The sequence below is a fragment of the Marinomonas sp. MED121 genome (assembly GCF_000153025.1).
In the GTDB taxonomy this organism is placed as follows: domain Bacteria; phylum Pseudomonadota; class Gammaproteobacteria; order Pseudomonadales; family Marinomonadaceae; genus Marinomonas.
This window is the reverse complement of sequence record NZ_CH672436.1, coordinates 31,219-57,544: the sequence shown is the minus strand read 5'-3', so window position 1 is coordinate 57,544 and position 26,326 is coordinate 31,219. Positions and strand designations below refer to the sequence as shown.

Genomic DNA, 26,326 nt, shown 5'->3' with positions numbered 1-26,326 from the left:
GGTAATTGTAATGTTGGAGGAATGCCTACTGAATTGTGAGGCTATAGTGTTGGCTCTGTAGGGGCATATGCACCGTTCTTGGCCATTAATTCTTCTAAGATAGCTTCTCGATGTTCGTTAAGCCCCGGAGATTTCAGTGGTACCTCAGGATCAACTTCATCTAATGAGCTCATTTTGATTGGATTACCAGCTGTTCGAATTGCTCTTTCGTTTTCGCCTTTTACTTTAACAATCATATTTCGCGCTAATAGCTGCGGGTGAGTAAATAACTTGTCAATTGTGTTGATAGGCGAGCAGGGGACTCCTGCTTCATTAAGAGCGTCAATCCAATGCTGCATGGGCTCACAGAGGGTTAGCGTCTCAACATCTTTCACCAGTTGTTTGCGATTTTGAACACGTAAATCGTTCGTTAAGTATTGCGGCTCCAAAGCCATATGAGGAGCCCTTAGAGCATCCATCATTAACAAGAATAGTGTGTCATTACCTGCACAAATTACGAACTTACCATCCTTTGCAGTAAAAGTTTCAAAGGGTGCTAACGATGGATGATTATCCCCCGTTCTTGTGGGAACAATCCCTTCCACGTCATATCTTGCTAGTGCTGTTTCCATCAATGCAGCCTGGCAATCCAACATTCCTATATCAACTCTGGTACCTTGCGCATCACGAGTGCGACTATAAAGTGCCGACAAAATACCAATCGCTCCAAACAGCGCAGCTCCTAAATCGCCAAAGCTCGTACCTACTCGAGCCGGTTCCTCATCAGGCCACCCAGTCAGGCTCATTACCCCCCCCATCGCCTGTACCACCATATCGTAGCCCGGTAATTCGCTAAATGGGCCACTGTGACCAAAACCTGAAATGGATGAATAAACAATATGTGGATGTGTTTTAGCAAGACGTTCAGGACCATAACCTAGGCGCTCCATAACACCAGGACGAAAGTTCTCAACCACAACATCGCAACTATCCAACATGCGCTCTAATAACTCTCTATCACGTGGTGATTTGATATCCAGTGAAATGCTTTCTTTACCGCGATTGAAGCACATGAAATAAGCTGAGTCGTCACCTATAAAAGGACCAAATGCTCTAGTGTCATCACCAGTACTAAACCTTTCAATCTTGATAACTCTTGCACCAAGATCTGCTAAAACCATTGTGCAGTATGGACCTGCCAAAACTCGGGAGAAGTCCAACACAGTGATGCCTGATAAAGGGCCTAACTTATCATCAGTTTTATTTACTTGATTCATAATTACTAGTCCGATGGTTAATTACATTTCATGCTCAATCAATAATGAGACATAACGTATCAAAATTAAACTACGCCACAAGCAATAATGAATCAATATAGACTTTAGTATAGGTATTGATATGAACCACCCCCACTTTCTTAGACACTCTTTAACTATATAATGTACTTAAAGAGGAGCCCAACATGGCCGGCGAACGATACAACGAAGAATTTAAGGTAGCAGCGGTTAAACAGGTAACTGAAGGTGGTTATTCAATCGCTGATGTCGCTAAGCGTTTAGGGATTACGACTAAAAGCCTTTATAACTGGCGTGATCGCTATGGCGAAAACGCACACTCCTACCAAGAAAAACAATCCAATTCTGATGAGTTGCGCAAACTTAAAGCTGAACTTAAACGTGTAACAGAAGAGCGCGACATCTTAAAGGAAGCCGCCGTGCTCTTTGCCACCGAGTCGAAGAAAAATACACGCTCATAAAAGCTCGCAGACAAAAATATCCAGTGCGCAGGTAATCCCCCCATTTTTAATGGAGTTCAGGTGTAGACTTTAAAGTTTGCGTTAAACGCCTTTTTTGTATCGGTGTAATGCCACCAATGCCCATGTTAGGTCGCTCGTTATTGTAAGTCCATAACCAGTGTGTTGCTTTATCCTGAAGCGCCTTAATATCTTTATACAGGTAGTGGCTTAACCAATCATATCTCACTGTACGGTTAAATCGCTCTATATAAGCGTTTTGCTGTGGTTTGCCCGGTTGGATAAAACTGAGCTCAATGCTGTTTTCTTGTGCCCAACTTGCCAATTTATCACTGATATACTCAGGGCCATTATCACACCGTATCGCTTTAGGTTTACCTCGCCACTCAATAATCTGATTGAGTGAGCGTATGACACGTTCTGCCGGTAAGGATAGGTCGGTATCAATCACGTTAAACAAACAGCAACGTCGACCATCTGAGAGTTGATCATGCATAAAATCCATTGACCAACATTCATTCATTGATTTGTTCTGGCACCGCTAAGGGTTTAGGCTTTTCACGGACTAAGCGTTTATGAGGTTTGATGCGCATGTTGAGCTGTAGCTCACGATAAATACGGTAAACACGCTTATGGTTCCATGGATAACTACAGACATTTCTGAAGTAGAGAAAACATAGCCCAAAGCCCCAGTTACGCTGATTTTGGGTCAGCCCGATTAATCGCTCAGCAATCAACTGATTCTCATCATTAAGTTTAGGCTGATAACGGTAGCAGGTCTCGCTGATCTTAAACGTCCGACAGGCAGATGCTATACTGAGGTGATAAGTCACCACAGCCTGTTTGGCCATCGGCTTACGGTCAGCGGCCTTCACCACTTTTTTGCCATGGCTTCCTGTATGATCTCTGCCTTGAGTTTTTCTTCGGCATACATCTTTTTAAGACGACGGTTTTCTTCTTCGAGCTCTTTCATTCGAGTGATTAAAGAGGCATCCATACCACCGTACTTGGCTCGCCACTTATAAAAAGTTGAATTACCAATGCCATGCTCGCGACACAGCTCCGCCACGGGCACACCTGCCTCGGCTTGGTTTAAGATGCCCATGATTTGACTGTCTGAATAGGTTTTATTTTTCATCGTGATCTCCCTAGTAATTAGCTTATTAGAAAACTCTACAACTGACCTCTATTATTTTTCGGGGGGATTACTCGCACACTTTGTAGCGCATTAGACGTTCATCCCAGTGGTTTTTATGCTTGGCTTTCAAGTCCTGTAAGCAAACGTGCTAAAGATAATGATTATTTACTGGGTTTTATAAAACAATATTGGCTAGAAAATGGCTGTGTTTATGGCTATAGCAAGGTCTATAAAGATTTACAAGCAACAGGTGAACTGTGTGGTAAGAACCGCGTATATCAACTGATGCGAACGGAAGGGCTTCAAGCTCAGCGAGGCTATAAGAGGAAAAATAACTATGGCGGCACAGAACTATCAACGGTTGCACCTAACCTACTTAACCGAGAGTTTGACGTTGAAAAACCAAATACCGTTTGGGTAACTGATATTACGTACATTCGTTCACGAGAAGGCTGGCTTTTTCTTGCTGTGATCATTGATCTATTTTCAAGACAAGTCATTGGCTGGTCTATGGGTAGCCGTATAGTACAGATTTGGTACTTAATGCTATTACAATGGCTTACTGGCGACGCAAGCCAAAGGGTGAGGTTATTGTTCACTCAGATCAAGGGTCTCAATACACGAGCTATGATTGGCAAAGTATGCTTAAAACGAATAATTTAGTGCCAAGCATGAGTCGTAGAGGCAACTGTCATGATAATGCGTGTACAGAAAGCTTTTTTGCACTGTTAAAACGAGAGCGTATTCGCCGTAGAATTTATAAGAGCAAAGAAGAAGGTAAAGCAGATATATTTAATTATATTGAGCTGTTTTATAATCCAACTCGACGTCATGGAAATAATAATAACTTGTCACCTATGGAGTATGAAAAGAACTATTTTTTGAAGCAAAGCAGTGTCTAGAAAACTAGGGGCGATTCAACCCATCTATCGTAGTGGAATACATATTAAAGATGCTGTATCTGTTGATCATCCAGGTGAAATTACACAAAGCTATATCGACTTATTTGTTAAGCTTGGCGGACAAGTGATACGTGATGATATCAAACGACTTAGCAAGAGAAACGAGAAAGTTATTTTACATGGCAGACATCAATATATTGCGGATGAGGTGGTTATAGCTGCCGGACCTTGGTCGAATGATTTATTGAAAACCATATCAAGTCCTTTACCTATGTGTTTTGAACGTGGCTACCATAAACATTTTGCTTATCCACAAGGCGAGATATTAACCCGTCCAATTTATGATGTAGATTATGCATTTGTTTTATCACCAATGACCCAAGGATACCGTCTCACTAGCGGCTCTGAATTGAATGATAAAGACGCTGAAATTAATACAGTTCAATTAGAAAAGGCAATTAAGTCAGTACAAAATAGTGCTGTTTTAGGAGAACCTACCAATAATAGTCTTTGGAAAGGTAATCGACCTACGTTACCAGACTCGCTACCTGCTATTGGTCCGCATCCTAAATGTAAGCATGTTTGGCTGGCCTTTGGACATCAACATGTTGGCTTTAGCACTGGGCCTACAACAGGACGCTTGATAGCTGAGCTCATGTTAGATCAAGTTCCGTTTATTGCTATAACTCCTTTTTTACCTAAACGTTTTTTCTAGGAGAAATTGTTAATATGAATAAGAGCACAGATGGAGGCTCTGCTTTTAGTGTAGCTATAGGGTATCTAGAAAACTAGGGGCGATTCAATGCTCGGCAAAGCAATGAACAAGAATTTAAGTACAAAACGTAATGATTTTAATAACTTTTAATAATTTTTAATGATTTTTAATGATTGCTATTATTGATTATGTCGATCAAATAAATAAAGTGAGCTTAAAATGAATGATAATATCTACCCAAGGACTTTCTCTCATATTGGCCTTTCTGTTCCTAACTTAGAGGAGGCAGTCAAATTCTATTCAGAAGTTTTTGGTTTTTACTTAATAATGGAGCCAACTGATCTCGTTGAAGATGATTCAGATATAGGAGAGATGTGTACCGATGCACTTGGCAAAGGATGGGGTTCGTTAAGAATTGCTCATATGTCGACAGGGGATCGAATTGGAATTGAGCTATTTCAATTTGAAAAGCAAGAAAGTCGTGAAAATAATTTTGAATATTGGAAAACTGGCGTGTTTCATTTTTGTATTCAAGACCCTGACTTGGAAGGATTAGCAGATCGAATTGTTATGGCCGGAGGAAAAAGGCGAATGAAAAAACCTCGCTTCTACTTTCCTGGAGAAAAGCCATATCGAATGATTTTTATGGAGGACCCTTTTGGTAATGTTATAGAAATATATAGCCATAGTTATGAACTACATTATGCTGCTGGCGCTTACAATTAAGCATTTAACTAATGAATATTTTTAAGAATACCTGTTAAATAACTAGCAGGTATTTTATATAAAGAGTATATGATAATAAAAATTTTATATTGGAGGATATATGGATAATAAAGTCAATACAGCATGGGTATTTAATAAATCCACTAAAGGTCCTGAGGAATTAAAATTATTAACCTTAGAAAAACCTATATTATTAGAAAGTGATATCCTTATTGAGAATCACGCCATTGCACTAAACCCTGTTGACTGGAAGGTAATAAATCCCAATATGGTAGGTGATGATGGTTATAAAGTAGCAGGTGTTGATGGTGCTGGAATAGTCACGGCTGTTGGGCCTAAAGCAAAAGTTAATTTGGGAGATAAAGTTGCTTATCATCAAAGCCTCTCAAGTCATGGCTCCTATTCACGTTATACTAAAGTTGATAGTAAACTAGTATTTCCATTAGAAAATGATGTTGATTTTAATATAGCTTCAGCTCTAATGTGTGCAGGTCTTACTGCATGGCAAACTATCGAAAAAATCCCGGTCATTCGTGATGAGTGCTTTATTGTGAACGGGGCTGGTAGTTTGGTTGGCAGACTAGTGACAGAATTAGCATTAAAGCGAGGTTTTAAAGTTATTGCAATCGCAAGCGCTGAGCACCATACCAACTTAAGAGAACGAGGAGTTTCTAAGCTTTTTGATTATAATGATAAGTATTGGAAAACTGAATTAAATAATTATTTAGGTCAAAAATTGGCTTATTCTGCAGTTGATACAGTAAGTAAAAAGAGTGCAGAATCGTTATACCCATTCTTGGATGTTAATTCTCATTTAGTCACAATTCAAGATCGTATAGATAATAACCCCTTCCCTAGTTTTGACAAGGCAATATCACTTCATGAGGTAGCACTGAATACTTTTCATAAATATTTTTCACTCCGCGAAATTAATAGTTTACAAGCTGGGTTTGATTACCTTTATAAAAATCACAAAGATATTATTAAAGATCGAATAGTAATAGTAGATTTTTTAGACATCCCTAATGCTCTTTCTGCGTTAAAAGCAGGCAAAAAGGCTAAGTTTGTAGCTTCTAAAAAAGAGGGTTATAAATATTAGCTTCGACTAGGGAACCTGCGAACAAGTCAGGTTATTCGAAGGTTCCCTAGTTAAAAAAATAAGGCAACATATAATCAAATAAAAGAATTATTAGGCCTAAATTCAGATAATAATTTCGACACTGCAAATCAGGTGTAGAAAAAGCCAACTTCTGACGTCGGTACACTTCTTCTAACCACAGAACAAAGCAGTACTAACATGAATTCTCCCAAGTTGACCGAAGGCAAAAGATATCTAATTTCAGTGTTTTTAAAACGAAAATTTTCCGTCTCTGAAATAGCTTACATCATTAAATGCCACAGAGACACGATTTATCGTGAATTGCTAAATGGTATTGCCCTGACAAAGCACATACAGTGTGTGATAAGAAGGGCTCAATCAGGCGAGATGACACCAAGTGACTCCAGTAGCTTTTCTTCAAAACAACTTGAAAATGGATTATCAAATACTGGTGAATGATAGAGCATTAGTTCTGCAGATTTGATTTTAGGGAATCCTTCCTCTTCTGTTAGTACTCGCCAGTTATCCGGCAATAATCGTTTACTAGTAATGGTAACACTGTCACCACTATTAACGGACACTGATATTCCGCTTGGGCTTTGACTGGTGAACGCAACCCGCCAAGGCAGGCTGTGTTTCGCTAAGGCGCCGATCCCATTGGAGCGAAAAATACAGCCTTCAGGATAAACGGACAATGGAATCACCTCTCGCCCCTGCACAAGATAATCGGGACTTGCCGCCCATATAAGGGGCTCATTACAAACAAACTCGCCCGGAATAGTGTTGTCATGCTTGATAGAGAGCGCCATATCCAGTTCGCCATGCATGGTTTTTTCAATCAGCCGAACCGACGTTTCACATACCACTTCAGGGATCAGATCCGGATAAGTTTCTCTGAAAAATCTCAACACCGGTGTTAAAAAGCGTTGCGCATAATCATCGGGCACACCGACTTTTAAAGTAGTATTCTTTTGTGCTAATTTAGCAACATCAATCGCTTCCGCATGCAGCTTCAATATTTGTCGAGCATACACTAAAAAATCTTTTCCCGCAGGCGTTAACTTTACATTACGACTAGTACGCTGCATTAATGAGCAACCAATCATATCTTCTAATTTTAATAAACGCTGACTAATAGTTGATTGAGTTTTATTCAAACACTCAGACGCTGATGAAAAACCATTACACTCATATACAGCAACAAATGTTCTCAATAAATCTGAATCAATATTTTTCATTTAACATCTCATTGAATATAAAAAAATAAATAAGCAATTATCATTCCAATGTAACTATTAATAATATCGATGGATTCTATTATTTTAAATCGTTTCTATTTTTAAATATTTATCAAGATACTGAATTCACTTTCTTAAACAACTTTCTTCATTTGAGGAGGATTAAAATGGCTCTGATAAATATCACCCTAGGAGATGCTGAAATCGGTGACATCAGCGATATTGTCAATACAGATTGCTACCCTATCAACAACTATGGCGACGTCACCCTGAACGAATTAATTGAGTACGCAAGAAAAGAGCTAGCGGAAGATGGTTGCTGTGTACTAAAAAAATTTTTAAAGCCGGAGGCGCTCGAAAAGGCAGTAGAAGAGAGCCGAGCCCTATCGGAAAAAACATTCTTTTCTAAGCGTATGGTGAACACTTACTTTACAGAAGATGACACCAGCCTGCCCCAAAACGATCCACGTCGTATCTTCATGGAACGCACCAGTGGTTTCGTTACCCGAGATATGATCGCCCCAGATACAATTATTCATCGTATTTATGTTTCACCGATGATGAAGCGATTTATCGCCGCCTGCCTTCAAGAAGAAGTCATTTATGAATACGCCGATCCTTTCGCTGGTTTAGTTATTAACGTGATTCCCGAGTATGCACAGCAGCCTTGGCATTTCGATACAAACGAATTCATAGTCAGCATGATGACACAAAAGCCAGAACAAGGGGGCGTATTTGAATATTCACCTATGATTCGTACCCATGATAGCGAAAACCTTAATGGAGTGTTGGATGTAGTGGGCAATAAAGATCACTCCAGCGTCAAAAAACTAGAGTTGAATCCTGGCGACTTGCAAATTTTCAAAGGCCGTTTCTCTGTGCATCGTGTTACCAAAGTGGGTGGAGAAACCGAGCGCCACACTGCTATTTTTGCATATTCCGAACAACCGAACATCATTGGTCGTGCAGAACGCACACGCCAGTTATACGGACGCCTTTCTGAGGCGCATTTAATTTCCGAGGCAAATAAAATCCGACGTGATGCCCTTATCGATTAATCAGCGTACTTCTTAAACGCCTTAATTTTATCTCCTTTATCAAAGGTTAATTAAAATGACACATATAATTGCCCCAAACCGCACACCGTCTGATTGTCAACCAACTGATCGTGAAATCCAACAAATCCAATTGGATCGCCTACAACGCGTACGTAATGAATTAATCAAACGAAATTTGGACGCTTGCGTATTATTTGATCCAACACACATTCGCTACGCCACAGGCTCCCGCAATATGCAGGTTTACTCAGCGCGTAACCCAGCACGTTATGCCTTTATATCTGCTCAAGGTTCAGTCGTAATGTTTGAATTTGGCGGTTGTCTTCACCTTGCGGAAACACTTAATACTGTTGACGAGGTTCGTCCAGCAAAAGCCATTTCTTACTATTTTTGCGAAAGCTTCCTAGGTAACGTCACCGCCGAGTGGGCTGCTGAAATTGATGAGCTAGTCATTAAAAGTACGGGTAAAAAGTCCAAACGCATTGCCATTGAAAGCGCGACGTCTGCTGCGGCCTTTGAACTACAAAAGCTGGGCTATCAAATATTCGACGCACAAGAACCATTAGAACAAGCACGTTGCATCAAAGTGCCGAACGAGCTCAAGATGATCCGCGCCAGTTTAAGAGCAACGGAAGAAGGCGTGCGTATCATGGAAAGTAAGATAAAGCCCGGCATCAGTGAAAATGAGCTTTGGTCTCATCTTCACCAACATGTTATCGCCACCGATGGTGATTATGTTGAAACGCGTTTGCTCTCATCTGGCCCACGTACAAATCCATGGTTTCAGGAGTGCAGCTCACGGCCAATCGAAGCAGGAGATTTGGTTGCGCTGGATACCGACGTAGTGGGTAAGTACGGCTATTACGCTGATTTTTCTCGAACCTTCTTATGCGGGGACATGCCAGCCACGGCAAAACAAAAAGAGCTGTACAAACTTGCCCATGAGCAAGTCATGACCAACATCCACCTATTGCAGGCGGGCCGTAGTTTCAAAGAATACGCTGAGCGCGCATGGCGCATTCCAGATAGTTACAAAAGAAATCGCTACTTTGCCTTGGTCCATGGGGTAGGTATGACCGGTGAATATCCATACGTTGTTCACCGAGAAGACATTGATGACAAAGGTTATGACGGCATATTTTTACCAGGAATGACCATCTGCGTCGAGAGTTACATTGGTCATGAAGACGGCGGCGAAGGGGTCAAACTGGAAGAACAAATCTATATCGGCGAAAACCACATCGAGCTACTATCAGATTACCCATTTGATGAACGTTTAATGGCTCCTTAACTGATACACCATGAAAGAGAGGAGCCTTTGGGGTTTCTCTCTTTCACTGATTTATTTCCTGCAAAAAATGCTTTCAAAGCAACAGAAAACTAGGGAACATGCGAATAAGTCGAGCAATGCGCCTTAATTGTATTAGTTCCGACTAGATCTGACAGTTACTAATTTTAAGTTACGTAAACTCTCGTAAATCTATGCTTTCATTATGTCTGGACTTTAGCATCTCAAGCTCCCACTCTAACTCTTCAATTCTGATGCTCATTAATTCCATTTCTTCCTTGCTTAAATCTATTGCTAACGCATAATTAACATACCATTTTATGGTAGTAGTTATAGATTGATGACCGGCTTGTAGTCTTAATGCTTGCTCTACATGCATTACATCAATTTGCTTGAGGTCATTGCTTTTTCTCCTAATGTTACGTTCGACCCTAATCAACCTTGCTGCATATCTTGTTAGCGCGAAACGTCTTAAAGCATGTGGGTTTAGCCTTGGGTTAAAGGAGGTTAATAATGAATAAAACGTTTTTTGATCCATTTTTGCTGATTTAGATTTATTTCCGCCATTGATAAAAACATTTTCAATATCTCTATGGTTTGCCCATAACTCATCTATAATTTCACCTCTTTCATATTCAATATAATCCCAAGTGGCTTTTACCAAGCTTGCCGTGACCTCAACATTTCTTCGCTTGCCATACTTAGTCCCACGATGAATTAATACTTTTACCAAATAGGAGTTCATTTCACTCAATTTAGGTAAGTCAGAAACATGTAATGAAACAATCTCTTCAGCTCGTAATCCCGCCTCTGTCACCCACCGAACCATCAATTGATTTCTAATAGCTAAAAAAAGACCCGCTGATCCGGCCTGATTTTCAATCTCTTTCGATAAATAATCATTCAACAATCGCACCTCATGTGCTTTTGGAATGTACTTCATTGTTTTTTGAATAGTTGCTTTTAAAAATGGAATACCGAACCCACTTGAGCCTTTTGAGGATTTCTTCACTATAATATTAAAATCAATATCAGTGTTTTTATTTGGCCACCCAATCATATTTGAGCAGTAAGAAGTATTGTTTTGACACCACCAATAAAAGTGGCATATTGAAGTTAAATAGAGGTTGCAGTTTTCATTAGATAGCTCAACAAGCGACTCATCACGATATCGTTGAACTGTAAGTGTCGTTGGGTCTATTAGGTAATCTATTTTCTCAGATTCACAATAATCAAGCCAGTGAGCTAAATGAGCTGCATTAGCTCGCACAGTCTTATCGTTAAATAAATCTGAAAACTTACGTTGGATTAGCCATTCTGTGATAGGTACAACAGTTCTACCAGATGAGAATATTACTTTAGGGCAATTGGGCAACCTTAAAACTTTATGACTCATTATTTTTCATACTAAGAATTTTTCGATTCGTATTTTGATCACGTATCTGTGCTCGAAATATTTGAACCTTTCTTTTAGTATCAATTAGCTGCCTACGAAGCTCAATATTTTCTTCTGCTTGAGCATTTCTTTCTCTTTTTGTAATTTCTAGCTCTTCTCTTAGCCTTTTGATTAAATTTTGGTGCTCTTTGGCTTTAGGCTGACTTTGTTTATTGTCACTTTTTCTGCGCTCTTCACATTCACTTAAAAGTGCTATAACACGCTTATTTAATACTGTACCACTTTTAATGCTTTTGGTAGATTTTGATAAGCTCTCGTACTTTCCTTCTGAAAACGATACAAACCAATTTAATGAAAATTTATTGGGCAATGTAAAGTCTATATCTAAACCGCCTTTATAATTCTCCAGCGCTTTTATTTTACATTCTACCTTTTGCATGAAGACGTCTTTTAGACCATTATTCATTCTGCATTGCCTCAAGTATAGATGATGAAGACCAAATTAAATCCGTAAAATCAAGTCCGTTAATTGGTAGTTGAACAGGTAGTAAATTTGGGCAATTTTTACAACTACCTTTCGTTGCGCTAGAGTACTGTATAGCACCATTTTCTATACATTTACTTCTCTCTTTTATATGAGGTGTTAAGCCAAAGCAGCCTCCATCTCTAACAAAACTTAATACATACTTGTCTACTAATCTTCCTTTAGCTTCCATTTTTAAAATACGCTTTTCGCTCTGGCCTTCAATGGCTCCAAATAGCGCTGCAATTTCGTTACCAACTAACGACTGATCTGGTCTGTAATCTTCCTCGATTAAATCTATTATTCGCTCATTCTTTACTTGCTGCATCTCCCACTGTCCATTGCTGTCAGTGATGTACTCCATCGTCATTGCAATTGACTCGTGTCCTAAAAACCAATTGAGCGTGAAGAGACTAGGGTCACGGTATTGGTAGTAATATGCCATAGCTAGAAAGCGTCTAAACTGGTGGTCTGCAAATGTAAACGGTTTACCGTTTTCATCTTTTGACGCTATCCCTACATAATCACAAAAACCATTAAAATCCGGCCAGGCTCTACCATGATTATAAATTGCGTCAGTGACTTGCAAAAGATTATCAAACTGACCCATTTCACGAGCGTTTGCTGATAGCTCTTCAAGAATAGAAATTGCTTTAGCTACAATTTTCAATGTTGGTAATGCTCGCTCTCCTTGATTAAACTTTTCTTGATCCACAATTAAATACCAGAGCCCTCCTTCTTCGTAAACACAACCAGATTTAAGCCCATAAACTTCATCCCTACGACGGGCAGTAAATGCAAATATAACAAGCAAACAAGCAGAAACGAGATGCTTGTTAACTATTTGCTCTATAGACGTTCTTTGATGCCGAAATGATGTTACAGGGTGCGGAAAGTTAATTAGTTTATTATCCCTAAGCCATTGAGCAGTGAGCTTTCTAGCATAATGTTTTTTTGACTCATAACTCCCACCTTTTCCATAATCCTTTATACCTTCCAACTTTTCTCTATAGACCTTCTGAGCTAAATGAAATTGGTTTTGCAAAGATGGAGCATAATCAATAATCCAACGGATAGCCTCGTCCATAACTTCATACATAACATTACGTGGTATGTTCCGTGTCTTTGAACTAAAAGTTGAGGCCATTTTTTTAGAAAGCTTGGAAACTTTTAAGTCTTCCAACCACATACGCTCCAACCTATGATTTTCAGCAAATAAGTCGGGCATTAAATAGATTTGTCGCATTAAGCTTGATACGGCTGACAATGATTTTCTGATTGAAGTTTCTGACTGAGTTCTAAAATCACTTTTGACCTCACCATCTCCCTTAAATACATAACCTATTGGTTTTAATTTTTTACACTTAAGAAATTGATATTCTTTTGCATTTTGTAGAACACGAGAGCCTACCCCAAGCTCAGCAGAAAATTTATCATGATCGAACTCTAACCTTGTATTTTGGTATTTTAAGGCTCCCCTTCTTTTAGTGTAATCCTCAAGCTTTCCATTAGAAAGAATTGCGTTGAGGTGCTTTACGGCACGACGATCTAAATCTAGACGCTCTATTAGCCCCTTTTTAGTATAATCATTTATCAACTGTTCAATAATCGAACTATTAATGCTGGATAGATTTGAAATTTTAGGGGAATACAAGAGATATCGATAAAAGTTAATGAGCATGTTAGCTGTCTTAAACAATGCTTCCGGTGAAGTAGTCATACCTTGGCTTTTATCCGTCGTCGAGGCTCTTATCAAGAGGCTCATTTTTATCAATTCCACAACACCATAAAACTCATTTAACCTCTGACCTTTCGGGCCAACATGAACATTCTCCCAATCAATTTCATAAGTTCTTTTCATGTTCCTTGTGTCTTGTAAAATCCAAACATTTGACTCATAAGTACAGTTTTTAAACCATCTTATTCTAAGAGATCCAATATCATTTCTGTTGCTAGTATCTGTAAAAAATTGGACATAGTTAATGATTGCCAATCCCATTAAGTTATTACCTCATTGACAGGTATTAGGCTTAAGTAAGGGTTTTGAGTGACTTCTGCTTTTTCATTTGCTCGTCTAACTAATCGAGCATGGGTTGGATCCTTTAAAAAGGTATCAATAATAAGAGTTGTAAAAACATGCCAAACTCGCCATTTATAAAAATCATCATCATTCAATACATGCTTTAATTGCTGAAGAGTCTCATGCCACTGAATAACGTTGGCTAAATTATTGGTTGAAGTAACAAATACACCTCTACGTTGAGCGCATGTTGGGCATCGATCTACCTTATTGCACACACTGCCAACTTTTGTGCCAGGCTGAACTCCAGCAGTGGGGTCAATACAATGAATACCCCCAAATTGCTGATTAATGGCTTTTTGTGTTTCTTTTTGATGAAGTTCTATAGCCAATTCTTTATTTTCAGCATATAAAACGGGGTCAATACCAATTTTCTCAGCAAAACCCTCAATATTAATAGTCAATAATGCCTGGTACCAGTTAAGAAATGATCGTATTTCTTTATCTTGCAACCATATTTCAGGGTAATGATATGTATAACGTTTACCCATATTTAAAGATTTATGTTGTCCCTCCATCATTACAGCTGTTGCATCTCGAGTTATAAGCCCCGTAAGTAGTAGAGCGCTCCCCCTAATCGCTTTAGGTGTTGTCACCCACACGTCATTAGATGCTTTTTTGCAAAGTAGTTTAAAAATACGATTAAAACACTCTAATGTCGGTCTTGTCGGCACATAAATATGCTTATTCACACCATTTTTTATATGATTTTTGTGCCAATTTATAAATAGGTACTCTCTATCTCTTTCAAATACATTCTTTAGAAATTTTTTACGGCATTCTATTTGGTGAATAAACACATCTCTTACCGTGAGGGTTTGTGGAGAAAGCTTGTCAACGCGCATTGGAAGTATTCTATGTTTAGCCTCGTGTCCTCGCTGCCTCCTTTTAGTCCAATTAAGTTGAAAGTAGTTAATATCACAATCAATGAGATCACTCTCTTTTAACTCCCAAATACTTGTTGTATTAGCATTGGTTTCAAGCAAAATAAACGTAAAAGCACAAACGATGGCATAATTTGAGCAGCCTAGATGCCACCTAATGACTTCACGATTGTAGTTATACTGAACCATTCTTTCTGCATTCCAAAGAAGCCCATATCGTGGGTCTTCATTTAAAAGAAGTCTTCCTTCGTTATAACGTATTAAATAATTTACTAGAACTGGGATTGAGTTTCCTTCTAATACACCATCATAGAGATGCTTTTTAGAATGTGGGTAGTCATTCGATAACATTACTTTATGGAATGTATCTGCTATAGCACTTATCTTAATATCATTAGCCCATTCTTTAGCTTTATTTGTGGCCTTGATATATGAAAAATAATCTTTAGCAGCTTCATTTTTGAGCTGAGACGCTCTACTTTGCAGTGAAGTAATTACTAGGGAGGTTGGGCTGAAATCAGAATCGTCTTCAGTATATTCAAGTGTGTGCTTAATAAAAGATATAACATCCTCATCGAGCGATATGTCATTATCATCTAATAAATCTACAAGCTTTTGCAGGTCATGTTTACTTCTATTTATTAGTTGGTAAAAGTCATTAGATAAAAATGTTGTACCCTGGCCAAGCCTGTGATCTTCTTTCCATCCATTTAGAATAAGGCCATGAGGTATAGCTTTTTTATAGGTCAAATACTCTAATAGCTTTCGGACTCCAACTAATTTATTGTTACGAGTCTTTATTTGCTCTACTTTGGGGTAAGATTCAAGTATATAGTTTCGATATTCGGTTAGAAGGTTTTGCCAAGCGAGAAACTCTTCCTGTATTGAAATGCTATTTAATTCAACATAGCACCAAACCAAATGTTTTGGCCTTTCTTTTAAAAAAGCTAGCCACCTTGAGATGTGCTCATAGTAAGTTTTTTCTGTAGATTCAGATTTAAATGTTGCACTAAGCATTTGCCATGCATCTACAACATTTAGAAGAAATTTTTGAGGTAATGTGTCCGAATATAAAGTGAAATCTCGATTTTTGCTAAAATTAATTTTTACATCCTTAGAGAAGTTAGATGCTATTTCTAGCACCTAACTGTTGTATATAGTTTATAGAAGATCTTTTTGAACTTCTTCTTTAGTTGCCTTACTCTCTTCTGCTTCTTTATTAGTGGTAGTCTGGATGAGTTGTTTCCGAATTTCAGCCTCAATCTCATTCGCAATATCTATATTATCTTCAAGGTATTTAGCCGCATTTGCTTTTCCTTGCCCTATTTTAGCACCTTTATACGCGTACCAAGCTCCAGACTTATCAACTAGACCTTGCTTCACACCCAAATCAATAATTTCTCCCATATGGTAGATACCAGCACCATACATAATTTGAAATTCAGCTTGTCTAAAAGGGGGTGAAACTTTGTTTTTAACAACTTTAACACGTGTTTCGTTACCAACGACTTCATCACCTTGTTTTACAGAACCAATCCTACGAATATCTAGACGGACAGAACTATAGAATTTAAGCGCGTTACCACCAGTTGTTGTCTCAGGCGAACCAAACATTACACCAATCTTCATTCGAATCTGATTAATAAACACAATCATACAGTTTGCGTTTTTTGCAGCTCCTGTAAGTTTACGGAGAGCTTGAGACATTAATCGAGCTTGTAACCCTACATGAGAGTCACCCATATTACCTTCAATTTCAGACTTTGGTGTTAAAGCTGCTACTGAGTCAATTACGATTAAATTTACAGCATTAGAACGAACCAACATATCACAAATTTCAAGCGCTTGCTCTCCAGTATCAGGCTGAGATAAAAGTAACTCATCTAGATTCACGCCAAGCTTCTCAGCGTAAATAGGATCGAGAGCATGCTCTGCATCAATAAAAGCACACGTGTAACCTTGTTTTTGAGCCTGTGCAATTGTACTAAGCGTTAGGGTTGTCTTACCAGAACTTTCAGGTCCGTATAGTTCTATACAACGACCCAGTGGAAGTCCTCCAATCCCCAATGCTATATCTAAACCTAGTGAGCCTGTTGAAACACTTGGTATAGCTTCACGAGGCTTGTCACCCATTTTCATTATGGCGCCTTTCCCAAACTGACGCTCAATTTGTGACAAAGCTGCATCAAGTGCTTTTTTCTTATTTGATTCAGTAACTTTAGAGTCCATCATTATACCTATATTTTTTTAAATTCATCACATGTACTAGTACTGTAAGAAAAAACTCATATAAAACCCATATACGGGTGAATTTTAAATATGTACCACTTTGCTATTTGGTATTAATAAATTTCACAAATACGACCGAAAGGAAGGCCACCAGCACCTAGCGCGATATCCAAACCTAGAGAACCAGTCGAAACAGTCTCAATATCTAATTTAGCGCCTTCACCCATCTTCATGATGGCACCTTTACCAAACTGACGTTCAATTTGAGAGAGCGCAGCGTCTAACGCTTTTTTCTTGCTATCAGCTATAGATGACATGTTTAAAACCTTTCGAATATGTGAGTAATTTTGTTATGCTGAACTCTAACGCTTTTTATTCAGGACTTCAACAAAACACTGTATAAAAAAACAGTATTTTTATTGAGGTCTGATTTTGCACCTTATTCCAGCCATAAAATCCCTTGCAGAGCATTGAGCAGAGTTAAACTCCTTATTGCATCACGGTCACCCTCGAACTGATAACGCCTAACAATTGCTTGCTCACCTTTAGCCAATGACGCTTTACTTTGCCAACCGATATAAACTGTGCCGACAGGTTTTTCATCACTGCCACCACCAGGCCCAGCTACGCCACTCACAGCAACACTAACATCAACGCCATACCCCAATGCACCAGCACACATTTGCTCAACCACCTCTTGTGAAACAGCACCAAACTTTTCTAAGTTTTGATGGCTCACTTGCAACATGCGCTCTTTAGCCAAATTGTCGTAACTAATCAAACCACCAAAAAACCAAGCCGAACTACCGGCTAATTGAGTACAGCTAGCACCTATCATTCCACCAGTGCATGACTCAGCGGTTATCAGCATTCTTTTATGTAGCGTTAAATGATCAGCAACCCCCTTTACCAGAGCCATTACATCTTGATTTGGATCTTTAATTTCCTGCAATTTGAATCTCTCCTTAACGAAGTTCTAGAATGCTAAAACAAGCGCTTAAACCTATCGGGCTTTTGCCGTAGAATAGCGCCCTAATTTAAGGATAACAATCGAGCGATCTACACCATGAGTCAAGCGGCAAAAGATAACCATACACCTATGATGCGTCAATATTTTGGGCTGAAATCACAGCACCCCAATGAATTACTTTTTTATCGTATGGGTGATTTTTATGAAATCTTTTATGATGATGCAAAGAAAGCCGCACACTTACTTGATATTACTTTGACCTCTAGAGGACATTCTGGTGGTCAACCTATTCCCATGGCTGGCATCCCTTATCATGCCGCCGAAAACTATATTGCTCGATTAGTTCGCATGGGGGAGTCTGTTGTTGTCTGCGAGCAAGTGGGAGATCCCGCCACCAGCAAAGGCCCTGTTGAGCGCCAAGTAGCAAGGATTGTCACTCCAGGTACATTAAGTGATGAAGCATTTTTAGAAGAAAGAAAAGAAAACCTTTTAGTCTCCATTGCTCACTTATCTCGTAAGCAAGAGGATATCTATGGCTTCTCTTATTTAGATATGGCCAGTGGTCGTTTTTCTGTATTTGAAGTGGAAGGCGTTGACGCTTTTGACAGCGAATTACAACGTTTAGCCCCAACTGAGATATTAGTCTCGGAAGATTTCCCCAGCAGAAATCTTATCACATTAGAAAAAGGCGTACGTGAGCTTGGCCCTTGGCATTTTGATTATGAATCTTGCTATCGCCAGTTAATACAGCAGTTCGACACCAAAGATCTAACCGGCTTTGGTTGTGAAGAGCTCAGCGCGGCCATCGCAGCTGCAGGCGCCCTGCTTCAATACGCTAAAGATACTCAACGCTCGGCGCTACCTCATATCCAAGCAATTACCCTTGAACACAAAGATGAAAGCGTACAAATTGACGGGGCGACTAGACGTAACCTTGAGATAGATCTCAATCTTTCAGGTAGCACAAGTAATACTTTAACGTCTGTCCTTGATCGCTGCTCATCCCCAATGGGAAGTCGATTATTGAAGCGCTGGCTGCATCAGCCTAGCCGCAACTTAAGCATTATCAACGCAAGACAAGATGCGGTTCAGAATCTCATAAACAATTACCTTTATGACTTGATTAAGCCAGAGCTTAAAGAGGTCGGTGATATAGAGCGTATTCTAGCGCGTGTCGCATTGGGCTCAGCCAGACCAAGAGACTTACTCAGGTTACGTTTTGCGCTTGAAGCGATTCCAAAGATTAAACAGCACCTAATTGCTATTGATGACGCCCACCTTCAAGCCCTCAATCAGCAACTTTCACCTCTCCCTGAATTAACTCAGGAATTAGCCATTGCCATTGTTGAGAATCCACCTTCCGTTGTGCGTGATGGTGGTATTTTTGCCAAAGGCTATGATGGTGAACTAGATGAGCTACAAGCTTTATCCACTAATGCGACTGATTACCTTGCTGAGCTTGAACAAAGAGAAAAAGAGCGTACTGGGATCAACTCACTTAAAGTCGGCTTTAATCGTGTACACGGCTACTATATTGAGATCAGCCGCTTGCATTCTGATCAAGCCCCCGTTGATTATGTACGCCGTCAAACACTTAAAAATGCTGAACGCTTTATTACCCCAGAGCTTAAAACATTTGAAGACAAGGCTCTAAGCGCAAAATCCAAAGCACTAGCCCGCGAGAAACACCTTTACGAGCAACTCCTTGGCACCATTAATGAAGAACTTATTGCACTACAAACCAGCAGTAATGCTCTTTCGGAATTAGACGTGCTAGCAAACTTTGCTGAGCGTGCGGAGCGTCATCGCTATGTCAGGCCAGTCATTGAGGACAAACCAGGGATAGAAATACTTGAAGGCAGGCATCCAGTAGTAGAATCAGTTATCACAGAACCTTTCATTCCAAATGATTTGATAATGAGTCCCGAACGCTCTTTATTAATGATTACTGGCCCTAATATGGGGGGTAAATCTACTTATATGAGACAAATTGCGCTCATTACTTTACTTGCCCATACAGGCTGTTTTGTACCAGCAGAAGCAGCAAACCTTTCTTTGGTTGATCGAATCTTTACCCGTATGGGTTCATCCGATGACTTAGCAGGTGGTCGCTCTACCTTCATGGTTGAAATGACTGAAACTGCAAATATTCTCAACAATGCCACACCAAAAAGCCTCGTTCTAATGGATGAGGTTGGCCGTGGCACAAGCACCTTCGATGGCCTTTCTTTAGCCTGGTCTGCCGTGGATCATCTAGCTAATCAGGTAAAATGTAATGTGCTATTTGCTACCCATTATTTTGAACTGACACTATTAGCAGACGAGCTTAAAAATGCTGCTAACGTACACCTTACTGCCACTGAGTACGAAGACTCGATTGTCTTTTTACATAAGGTTCATGATGGTGCAGCAAGTCAGAGTTACGGACTACAAGTTGCTCAATTAGCTGGGGTACCACGAGATGTCATTCAAGCAGCAAAAGATAAACTTGCTGAACTTGAGCTTTCAAATCAAGACCTTGATATCAGCCAGAGCCCCACACATACAAAACCACCAAAAAGCCAAGCAGCACCATTGCAAGCAGACCTTTTTAGTTCCTCTTTAGATCAAGAGGTAAAGGATAAGCTCTCAAGCATTAAGCTTGACGATACGACACCAAAACAAGCCCTTGATGCTTTATACGAACTACAGGCTCTGATTTAACAAAAAGCTTAAGCAGCATATAAGTAGATCTAATTTAGATTACATATATTTTAAATGGATATCATCTTGCTGCTTAACCAGCTTAGCCACTAGAATACGAGCAATTTTATTTAAGTGGTAAAAACTATTACCCATATCGAAGGAGATAGCTTATGGCTTTCGTCGTAACTGATAATTGTATCCGTTGTAAATACACAGACTGCGTAGAAGTTTGCCCAGTCGACTGTTTTTATGAAGGTCCGAACTTTCTGGCAATCAATCCTGATGAATGTATCGATTGTGCCTTATGTGAACCTGAGTGCCCTGCCTCTGCCATTTTCTCAGAAGATGAACTACCAGAAGATCAAGAACACTTTGTTGAGTTGAATGCAGATCTTGCTAATGTTTGGCCTAACATCACGGAGAAAAAAGACGCCCTTGCAGATGCGGCGACGTGGGATGGGGTAGAAGACAAACTAGAGCATTTAGAGAAATAATCAAAAAGGAATCTATCTGATTCCTTTTTCTTTAGACGAAAAAAAGGCAGCCTATGCTGCCCTATTTTTCACTCACATCCTGTTAAGCGACTCATCCAATGAGCTGAAAATCCCTTTCGTCATCTTCCATGATTAAAGTCTATCCTAGATCCTAACCTACACTCTTTGTACGTTAGCTCAAATTCCATTCGATAGAATCCATTCAACTGATTGCTTCCTGCAATCTTTATCCTATCATCCCAAATACATCCTGTACTCAGCACTCCTTGCTTCCATCTCAATCCATGAGTTTCCGTTTGGATGTCTTTAATTTACCAGTAAAATGAAAAGTTTCAAGTTTTTAAAAATCACAACAAAATCAATTTTTTCCTTTTATATCAATAAGATAAAAACAAACTACAGATAAAAAAACACAACTCCTACATAACAACAAGATATATCCTACAAGACTGTAAGACATATCTTACAAAACTTTATTTTTAATTTTCTTGTTTTAATAAAACCTCCTTCCAAACACCTCAGAAATCTTTTTCTAAAACAAAAAAAGGGCAGCCAAAGCTGCCCTATTTCTGACTCACATCCTGTTAAGTCACCCTTGCAATAAGCTGAAGTTCCTTTTCGTCATCGTCCGTGATGAAAACCTATCTTGGTTTCTAATTTACTCAAAGGTAAAATTAGCAAATCAATCCGTCCGATGGAGTACTTTTTGGATTACATCCTGTAATCAATCTCAAAGCCCTCATTACTTCCTGTACTCAGCAATCCTTGCTTTACTCTTATTCCATGAGTTTCCGTTTGGATTAATTTCAATGTACCAGTAAAAAGGAAGATTTCAACTTTTATAAAAAACCATGAATAAAGATTATTTCTTTATTTTCAATACGTTAAAAACCAATTACAGAATTTAAAACACAAGGCGTACAAAACAAAAAGAGATGTCCTACATTACTAGTAAGACATCTCTCACAAGAAAGAAGTTGAAGAAGAATTGAATTAAAAAGTACTAAGAAATTCATCAACCCAAGCAATGGCCTCTAAGTAGGTTTCTTTTAGCACTTCTTGAGAAACAGAACCTGTAATTTGATGCCCTTTTGAATACTGTTCTATTTGGGTCAAGGTCAGTCCGATTTTACCGCTACGGTTAACGATTGCATTAGCAAGCTCACCAGGTAACGGTAAAGAAGCAAGAACATCCGGTAAATCCATTCCCATACAAACATCTATCATAGACAGCATGCCTGCTAAAAAGTACTTATCTTGATTGGTGTAGCCCATTTTAAGGGCAAATAACTCTGCATGTTTTGCCCTAATAAGTACTTGCTGAAGTAGTGCATGTCTATCACCCACCATTTCAGACATTAGTAGCAAACTTGTTAAAGATTTAAGTTGCTCCGCGCCAACCAATACAATTGCAAGCTTGACACTATCAACGGATGCAACCAAACCCGTTATAGGAGAATTTAAGTATTTTAGTAACTTATGAACCAAGCCCACATCTTGACTCACAATTCGGTCAAGCTCATCAACTGAAAGCTCATTGTTTTTCAGCAATTCCGCCATTAATTGCAGCAAGGTCATACTATTTACTTTAACGGCTTTGCGTTCAATGGTTTCTGGTTTTTCAAAAAAGTAACCTTGAAAGTAATCCACATCTAACATGCGACAAAAATTAAATTCATCCCAACTTTCAACCTTACAAGCAATCACTTTCACATTGAAATTCTTAAGAAACTCTAACTCGGTAATAAAAGCGTCTCGACCAAGTGCCTGCAAATCTAATTTTACAAAGCTTGCAAGCTCAATAAAGGGCGTCAGTTTCGCTTCAAACCTAAAATCGTCTAAGGTAATGGCGTACCCAGAATTATGCCATTTTCTTAACGCCGCCAATAAAACCGCGTCAAAATTTGCATTGTCCATTACTTCAATGACGACTTGCTCTCGATCGAGAGGAACACCACTTGGATTAAGCAAATAAGTTCTTGGAAAATTAACGAAGGCCTTACCAGTACCCACTAAGTTGGACATACCAATTTCTAATAAGCTTGTAGATACCACTTGCGCCGTAGCACTGACGTCATCAAAAATTTCAGCATTTGTTGCTGTACCACTATCACGATAAAGCAACTCATAACCGAAAATGGATTGCTTAGCATCTAGTACGGGTTGACGAGCAAGCGCAACAAGCGTGTGAGTATCAAACCTATTTTCCATAATTCATCTAGCCATAATCAAGAATACATAGCTAGTGTCGCCCGATTCTAAAGAAATTGCCATTGGGTGTTACAAATAAACTTGGTAACATGCATAGCTTAATAAGATACAAAAGTACCATGTGGGGTTAACATGCCAGTATATCGTTCTAAAACTACCACCTCCGGCCGTAATATGGCAGGAGCTCGCGCATTGTGGCGCGCAACCGGAATGACGGATGAAGATTTTCATAAGCCTATCATTGCGGTAGCCAATTCATTCACTCAATTTGTACCTGGACATGTCCATCTAAAAGATATGGGACAGCTTGTAGCACGTGAAATTGAAAAAGCAGGCGGCGTAGCCAAAGAGTTTAATACCATTGCTGTGGACGATGGTATTGCTATGGGCCACGACGGCATGCTTTATAGCCTACCTTCACGAGACTTAATTGCCGACTCTGTGGAGTATATGGTAAATGCACACTGTGCTGACGCACTTGTCTGTATTTCAAACTGTGACAAGATCACACCGGGAATGCTAATGGCTGCAATGCGCCTTAATATTCCGGTTATCTTTGTTTCTGGTGGTCCAATGGAAGCAGGTAAAACTAAGCTTTCAGAGAACAAACTAGACCTAGTTGATGCCATGGTGATCGCAGTTGATGACTCAGCATCAGATGAAAAAGTAGCGGAATACGAGCGCTCAGCTTGCCCTACCTGTGGCTCTTGTTCTGGCATGTTTACCGCAAATTCAATGAACTGTTTAACAGAAGCAATGGGGTTAAGCCTTCCAGGTAACGGCACCATGCTAGCAACACATGCAGACCGTGAAGCACTTTTCTTAGAAGCTGGCCGTCGCATTGTTGATATTACCAAACGTTTTTATGAACAAGACGAACCTCATTGGGCACCCAGAGCGATTGCATCATTTGATGCATTTGAAAACTGCATGACGCTTGATATTGCTATGGGTGGATCGTCAAACACCATTCTGCATTTATTGGCTATCGCACATGAAGCAGGTGTTGATTTTACGATGGCAGACATTGATCGCCTATCACGTAAAATCCCACAATTCTGTAAGGTTGCGCCAAACTCTCCTAAGTATCACATTGAAGATGTTCACAGGGCAGGGGGTATTTTTGGTATCTTGGGCGAGATTGATCGCGCAGGTTTATTACACAATCAAGTCCATACAGTGCATGCTGAAACAATGACAAAAGCCCTTGAAAAGTGGGACATCATGCGCAAGCCCACTCCAGAGGTGATGGAGTTTTATAAAGCAGGTCCTGCCGGTATTCCGACACAAACTGCATTTAGCCAAGCAACGCGCTGGCCTTCGGTTGATGGAGACAGGGAGAATGGCTGTATCCGCAATATCGAAAACGCATTTTCTCTAGAAGGTGGCCTTGCTGTCCTAACAGGTAACATAGCACTCGATGGCTGTATCGTAAAAAGTGCTGGTGTTGATGAATCTTGTTTAGTATTTGAAGGACCTGCTCATATCACTGAATCTCAAGATGAAGCCGTTAGCAACATCTTAGCCGATGAAGTTAAAGCAGGTGATGTGGTTATCGTTCGTTACGAAGGACCTCGCGGTGGTCCAGGCATGCAAGAAATGCTTTACCCAACGTCCTATATCAAATCTAAAGGTCTAGGCAAAGCATGTGCTTTGTTAACTGATGGTCGCTTCTCTGGTGGCACCTCAGGCCTTTCTATCGGTCATGTTTCACCAGAAGCCGCTTCTGGCGGTGCTATTGGCCTTGTGAAAAATGGCGACATCATTCGCATCGATATCCCTAACCGTTCTATCAACGTACTACTCAGTGATGAAGAGCTTGCAGAACGTCGTGCTGCTATGGATGCCAAGGGTAAAAGCGCTTGGAAACCTGAAAAAGCAAGACCACGTAAAGTCACACCAGCATTGAAAGTGTTCGCTCACTTTGCAACAAGTGCTGACAAAGGTGCGGTACGTAACTTGGATCTGCTAGAAGATTAATCTAAGCAGGCACTATCACTACTAGCTATTTCTCCATAAAATAGCCTAATTAGTAGACACCAAGGCCATGGGGTGATTTATCTCATGGCCTTTTATTTAGAGAATCACTATGCTCAGCTATCGCCATATTTATCATGCCGGCAACCATGCGGATATTTTAAAGCACCTTGTAGTCAGCCAAATCTGCCATCATCTAACCGCTAAAGAAGCGCCATTTTTTTACTTAGATACGCATGCTGGCATTGGACAATATGCTTTGGATTCACAACAGGCGCAAATGAACAAAGAGTTCAAAACAGGTATATCTCAACTACTTGAATTAAAAAGTGCGCCCGATTCAATTAAGCGCTTCCTAAAAATAGTTAAAGAGATGAATCCTACCTCTAACCTAAAGGTCTACCCAGGTAGCCCAAAAGTTGTTGAGGCCTATACTCGCCAGAAAGACAAAATGCATTTATGCGAACTTCATCCCAAAGACCACCCAACCTTAGCCGCCCTTTTTCCTAATAAGCGTCGTGCCAATGTCGAAAAAGGCAATGGTTTTGCTGCTGTTAAAGCCATGTTACCGCCACCACAAAAGCGTGGACTTGTCCTAATGGACCCACCTTACGAAGTAAAAGAAGATTACAAAACCGTGGTAAAAGCTCTTGTAGAAGGACATCAGCGCTTTTCACATGGTATTTATGCAATTTGGTACCCGGTATTATCCCGTAAGCAAGCTGATAACTTAATTAATTCTGTCCAGAGAACAAAAATCCGTAATGTTTTATTGCTAGAATTAAACATCCGTGACATAGATGCGGATAAGGGAATGAATGGCAGCGGCATGATAATCGTTAATCCACCTTGGAAAATGGAAAGCGAAGCACAAGAATTTCTGCCAATATTAAAAGAGCTTTTACAGGAAGATAATCGCTCAAGTTTTCAATTGCGTTGGATAACACCAGAGTAGTGCCATTAGAAAAGTGTTAACACAAA

18 protein-coding genes and 4 pseudogenes are annotated in these 26,326 nt (G+C 39.7%); 11 read left to right on the top strand and 11 right to left on the bottom strand.

Translation table 11 applies throughout. The annotated features are described in order from the left end of the window. Positions 1–41 precede the first annotated feature (41 nt). Positions 42–1,256: a CoA transferase gene (locus MED121_RS23025; RefSeq protein WP_009836206.1), complete on the bottom strand. Its 1,215-nt coding sequence runs from the start codon at positions 1,254–1,256 to the stop codon at positions 42–44. Between the two features lie 185 nt (positions 1,257–1,441). Between MED121_RS23025 and MED121_RS23020 the strand changes: the two are divergent. Beyond that, positions 1,442–1,764: pseudogene (locus MED121_RS23020) on the top strand (transposase); the annotation flags it as partial. 17 nt (positions 1,765–1,781) lie between these two features. On the opposite strand, the pseudogene MED121_RS23015 reads toward MED121_RS23020, so the two are convergent. Continuing rightward, a pseudogene (locus MED121_RS23015) lies at positions 1,782–2,870 on the bottom strand (IS3 family transposase). Between the two features lie 72 nt (positions 2,871–2,942). Between MED121_RS23015 and MED121_RS24235 the strand changes: the two are divergent. From MED121_RS24235 to MED121_RS22990, 4 genes and pseudogenes are all read left to right on the top strand, one after another. Then, positions 2,943–3,772, top strand: a pseudogene (locus MED121_RS24235) (IS3 family transposase); the annotation flags it as partial. Further along, complete coding sequence (locus MED121_RS23000) at positions 3,765–4,487, top strand: FAD-binding oxidoreductase (RefSeq protein ID WP_009836200.1); 723 nt, start codon at positions 3,765–3,767, stop codon at positions 4,485–4,487. The pseudogene MED121_RS24235 and the gene MED121_RS23000, both read left to right, overlap by 8 nt. 219 nt (positions 4,488–4,706) lie before the next feature. After that, the gene (locus MED121_RS22995) at positions 4,707–5,213 is read left to right on the top strand and encodes a lactoylglutathione lyase family protein (protein WP_009836199.1); all 507 of its coding nucleotides are present in this window, start codon (positions 4,707–4,709) and stop codon (positions 5,211–5,213) included. Between the two features lie 100 nt (positions 5,214–5,313). Next, a complete protein-coding gene (locus MED121_RS22990) occupies positions 5,314–6,312 on the top strand; it encodes a zinc-containing alcohol dehydrogenase superfamily protein (protein ID WP_009836198.1) in 999 nt (332 codons plus the stop codon). Positions 6,313–6,686: 374 nt separating this feature from the next. On the opposite strand, the gene MED121_RS22985 is transcribed toward MED121_RS22990, so the two are convergent. Continuing rightward, on the bottom strand, positions 6,687–7,550 hold the full coding sequence (locus tag MED121_RS22985; protein WP_009836197.1) for a LysR substrate-binding domain-containing protein: 864 nt from the start codon (positions 7,548–7,550) through the stop codon (positions 6,687–6,689). A 167-nt stretch (positions 7,551–7,717) separates the two neighbouring features. On the opposite strand from MED121_RS22985, the gene MED121_RS22980 reads away from it, so the two are divergent. Next, entirely contained in the window at positions 7,718–8,608 is an 891-nt protein-coding gene (locus tag MED121_RS22980) for a hypothetical protein (protein WP_009836196.1), read from the top strand. A gap of 55 nt (positions 8,609–8,663) precedes the next feature. Beyond that, positions 8,664–9,899, top strand: a complete 1,236-nt coding sequence (locus tag MED121_RS22975) for a Xaa-Pro peptidase family protein (protein WP_009836195.1) — start codon at positions 8,664–8,666, stop codon at positions 9,897–9,899. Positions 9,900–10,068: 169 nt separating this feature from the next. Here MED121_RS22975 and MED121_RS22970 read toward each other — a convergent pair whose 3' ends face one another. The 7 genes and pseudogenes from MED121_RS22970 to MED121_RS22940 form a co-directional block, all read right to left on the bottom strand. After that, positions 10,069–11,292 carry a site-specific integrase gene (locus MED121_RS22970; protein ID WP_009836194.1) on the bottom strand — a complete coding sequence of 408 codons (1,224 nt, stop codon included), beginning with the start codon at positions 11,290–11,292 and terminating at the stop codon, positions 10,069–10,071. Then, the gene (locus MED121_RS22965; protein WP_131471015.1) at positions 11,282–11,731 is read right to left on the bottom strand and encodes a hypothetical protein; all 450 of its coding nucleotides are present in this window, start codon (positions 11,729–11,731) and stop codon (positions 11,282–11,284) included. The genes MED121_RS22970 and MED121_RS22965 overlap by 11 nt, the downstream gene beginning before the upstream one ends. Before the next feature lie 19 nt (positions 11,732–11,750). Further along, positions 11,751–13,814 (bottom strand): site-specific integrase, encoded by a 2,064-nt coding sequence (locus MED121_RS22960; RefSeq protein ID WP_009836192.1) that lies wholly within the window; start codon positions 13,812–13,814, stop codon positions 11,751–11,753. Next, positions 13,814–15,922 (bottom strand): hypothetical protein, encoded by a 2,109-nt coding sequence (locus tag MED121_RS22955; RefSeq protein WP_009836191.1) that lies wholly within the window; start codon positions 15,920–15,922, stop codon positions 13,814–13,816. Before MED121_RS22955 ends, MED121_RS22960 begins: the two co-directional genes overlap by 1 nt. 18 nt (positions 15,923–15,940) lie before the next feature. Further along, positions 15,941–17,008 carry a recombinase RecA gene (gene recA / locus MED121_RS22950; RefSeq protein ID WP_036181763.1) on the bottom strand — a complete coding sequence of 356 codons (1,068 nt, stop codon included), beginning with the start codon at positions 17,006–17,008 and terminating at the stop codon, positions 15,941–15,943. A gap of 116 nt (positions 17,009–17,124) precedes the next feature. Beyond that, a pseudogene (locus MED121_RS22945) lies at positions 17,125–17,325 on the bottom strand (DNA recombination/repair protein RecA); the annotation flags it as partial. 122 nt (positions 17,326–17,447) lie between these two features. Beyond that, positions 17,448–17,960, bottom strand: coding sequence for a CinA family protein (locus MED121_RS22940; RefSeq protein WP_009836188.1), 513 nt, complete (start codon positions 17,958–17,960; stop codon positions 17,448–17,450). Positions 17,961–18,074: 114 nt separating this feature from the next. On the opposite strand from MED121_RS22940, the gene mutS reads away from it, so the two are divergent. Then, a complete protein-coding gene (mutS, locus tag MED121_RS22935) occupies positions 18,075–20,681 on the top strand; it encodes a DNA mismatch repair protein MutS (protein WP_009836187.1) in 2,607 nt (868 codons plus the stop codon). Positions 20,682–20,833: 152 nt separating this feature from the next. Then, the gene (gene fdxA / locus MED121_RS22930) at positions 20,834–21,157 is read left to right on the top strand and encodes a ferredoxin FdxA (RefSeq protein ID WP_009836185.1); all 324 of its coding nucleotides are present in this window, start codon (positions 20,834–20,836) and stop codon (positions 21,155–21,157) included. Positions 21,158–22,150: 993 nt separating this feature from the next. Here the strand turns inward: fdxA and MED121_RS22925 are convergent. Then, a complete protein-coding gene (locus MED121_RS22925) occupies positions 22,151–23,368 on the bottom strand; it encodes an HDOD domain-containing protein (RefSeq protein ID WP_009836184.1) in 1,218 nt (405 codons plus the stop codon). A gap of 132 nt (positions 23,369–23,500) precedes the next feature. On the opposite strand from MED121_RS22925, the gene ilvD reads away from it, so the two are divergent. Both ilvD and rlmJ read left to right on the top strand, forming a co-directional pair. Next, the gene (gene ilvD, locus MED121_RS22920) at positions 23,501–25,348 is read left to right on the top strand and encodes a dihydroxy-acid dehydratase (protein ID WP_009836183.1); all 1,848 of its coding nucleotides are present in this window, start codon (positions 23,501–23,503) and stop codon (positions 25,346–25,348) included. A 109-nt stretch (positions 25,349–25,457) separates the two neighbouring features. Continuing rightward, positions 25,458–26,300, top strand: coding sequence for a 23S rRNA (adenine(2030)-N(6))-methyltransferase RlmJ (gene rlmJ, locus MED121_RS22915; protein ID WP_009836182.1), 843 nt, complete (start codon positions 25,458–25,460; stop codon positions 26,298–26,300). Positions 26,301–26,326: the final 26 nt, after the last annotated feature.

Bases quoted from the DNA above. Each gene is read 5' to 3' on its own strand.
- MED121_RS23025 (WP_009836206.1), bottom strand. From the start codon at position 1,256: ATGAATCAAGTAAATAAAACTGATGATAAGTTAGGCCCTTTATCAGGC.
- MED121_RS22995 (WP_009836199.1), top strand. From the start codon at position 4,707: ATGAATGATAATATCTACCCAAGGACTTTCTCTCATATTGGCCTTTCT.
- MED121_RS22990 (WP_009836198.1), top strand. From the start codon at position 5,314: ATGGATAATAAAGTCAATACAGCATGGGTATTTAATAAATCCACTAAA.
- MED121_RS22985 (WP_009836197.1), bottom strand. From the start codon at position 7,550: ATGAAAAATATTGATTCAGATTTATTGAGAACATTTGTTGCTGTATAT.
- MED121_RS22980 (WP_009836196.1), top strand. From the start codon at position 7,718: ATGGCTCTGATAAATATCACCCTAGGAGATGCTGAAATCGGTGACATC.
- MED121_RS22975 (WP_009836195.1), top strand. From the start codon at position 8,664: ATGACACATATAATTGCCCCAAACCGCACACCGTCTGATTGTCAACCA.
- MED121_RS22970 (WP_009836194.1), bottom strand. From the start codon at position 11,292: ATGAGTCATAAAGTTTTAAGGTTGCCCAATTGCCCTAAAGTAATATTC.
- MED121_RS22965 (WP_131471015.1), bottom strand. From the start codon at position 11,731: ATGCAAAAGGTAGAATGTAAAATAAAAGCGCTGGAGAATTATAAAGGC.
- MED121_RS22960 (WP_009836192.1), bottom strand. From the start codon at position 13,814: ATGGGATTGGCAATCATTAACTATGTCCAATTTTTTACAGATACTAGC.
- recA (WP_036181763.1), bottom strand. From the start codon at position 17,008: ATGGACTCTAAAGTTACTGAATCAAATAAGAAAAAAGCACTTGATGCA.
- mutS (WP_009836187.1), top strand. From the start codon at position 18,075: ATGAGTCAAGCGGCAAAAGATAACCATACACCTATGATGCGTCAATAT.
- fdxA (WP_009836185.1), top strand. From the start codon at position 20,834: ATGGCTTTCGTCGTAACTGATAATTGTATCCGTTGTAAATACACAGAC.
- MED121_RS22925 (WP_009836184.1), bottom strand. From the start codon at position 23,368: ATGGAAAATAGGTTTGATACTCACACGCTTGTTGCGCTTGCTCGTCAA.
- ilvD (WP_009836183.1), top strand. From the start codon at position 23,501: ATGCCAGTATATCGTTCTAAAACTACCACCTCCGGCCGTAATATGGCA.
- rlmJ (WP_009836182.1), top strand. From the start codon at position 25,458: ATGCTCAGCTATCGCCATATTTATCATGCCGGCAACCATGCGGATATT.